1 protein-coding gene is annotated in these 1,545 nt (G+C 73.5%); it reads right to left on the bottom strand.

Features of this window, described 5'->3' with window-relative positions; all coding sequences use genetic code 11:
* Positions 1-1,545: polyketide synthase dehydratase domain-containing protein (locus tag ACWEQG_RS39005; protein ID WP_452292687.1), on the bottom strand; the 1,545-nt coding region annotated here is incomplete at both ends.

The following is a 1,545-nucleotide window of genomic DNA, read 5'->3' as shown; positions in this document are numbered from 1 at the left end:
GACGGCGTGGGGGTCGGTGATGTCGGTGGCGGTGATGGTGACGTGGGCGCCGGCGTGGGTGAGTTGGTCGATGAGGGTCTGGGCGCCGGGGGTGTTGTGGCCGCGTCGTCCGACCAGGTGGAGGTGGCGGATGTGGTGGGTGGTGGCGAGGTGGTGGGCGAGGAGGGCGCCGATGCCGGTGAGGCCGCCGGTGATCAGGACGGTGCCGTCGGGGTTCCAGGGGCGGGGTGTGGTGGTGCTGTCGGTGTGGGGGGTCAGGCGTGGGGTGTGCAGGGTGGCGTTGCGGAGGGCGGTGTGGGGTTCGGTGTGGTGGTGGGCGGTGGTGGTGGCGGCGGGTAGGGCGGTGAGGGAGCGGGGGTGGTTGTCGTGGTCGATGAGGTGGATGCGGTGGGGGTGTTCGGTCTGGGCGGAGCGGACCAGGCCCCAGATGGGGGCGGTGGTCAGGTCGATGGGGTCGTCGGGGTGGACGGCGACGGCGTGGCGGGTGAGTACCAGCAGGCGGGATCCGGCCAGTCGCTCGTCGGCCAGGTAGGCCTGCAGCGTGCGCAGCGTCTGCTCGGTCACGGCGTGCGCCGCCACCACCGGATCCTCCCCGCCCGGCGCGGAGACGGGCAGCACGACCACATCCGGAACAGGCTCGGCCGCGTCGACGGCGTCGGTGAGGGCCGTCAGATCCTCGTAGAGGGACGTGGTCACGGCCTGGCGCAGGTCTTCGTACAACGCGCGGTCGCCGAGCACCGCCCAGGCTTCACGCGCCGCGGGCACGAGATCGAGGGGTGACCACCCCACCCGGAACAGGCGTCTGTCCGGAGCGGAGCCGGATGCGCCGAGCTGGTCGGAGGAGACGAGTCGCGCGGTCAGTGTGCCGATCGAGGCGACCGGCGCGCCGGTGGGGTCGGCTGCCTGCAGGGACAGCGACCCGGCCTCGCCCAGCGTCACCCGCACCCGCAGATCGGTGGCGCCGACCGCGTGCAGACGCACCCCGCTCCAGGCGAACGGCAGCCGGTTCTGCCCTTCCGGCACCTCGGCCAGGCCCGCCCAGGCCGGCAAATGGACGGCCGCGTCGAACAGCGCCGGGTGCAGGCCGTAGTCGGTCACGTCGCCGCGTTCGTCCGGCGGGAGGGAGACCTCGGCGAACAGTTCGTCGCCGCGCCGCCATGCCGCGCGCAGTCCGCGGAACGCCGGACCGTAGCCCAGCCCCGCTTCGGTCAGGGCCTCGTACACGCTCTCGACGTCGATCCCACTCGCGTCCGCGGGCGGCCAGGCGGTGAGGTCGAAGCCGGGCTGCGCGTCGTCCTTCGTGAGCACGGCCGTGGCGTGGTGGGTCCACTCGGCCTGCTCTCCCTCCGGGCCCTCCGGGCGGGCGTACACGTCGAGCGTCGCCTCCCCGTCGGGGTCCGCGCCGTTCACGATCACCTGAACCCGGACCGTACGGCCCGGCTCCAGGACGAGCGGGGCGTGGAGGACGAGTTCGTCGATGGTGGTGTGGCCGGTGTGGTCGGCGGCGTGGAGGGCGAGGTCGAGGTAGGCGGTGCCGGGGAGGAC

The organism is Microbispora sp. NPDC004025 (assembly GCF_053604425.1).
This window is presented reverse-complemented; position numbering and strand designations above follow the sequence as displayed.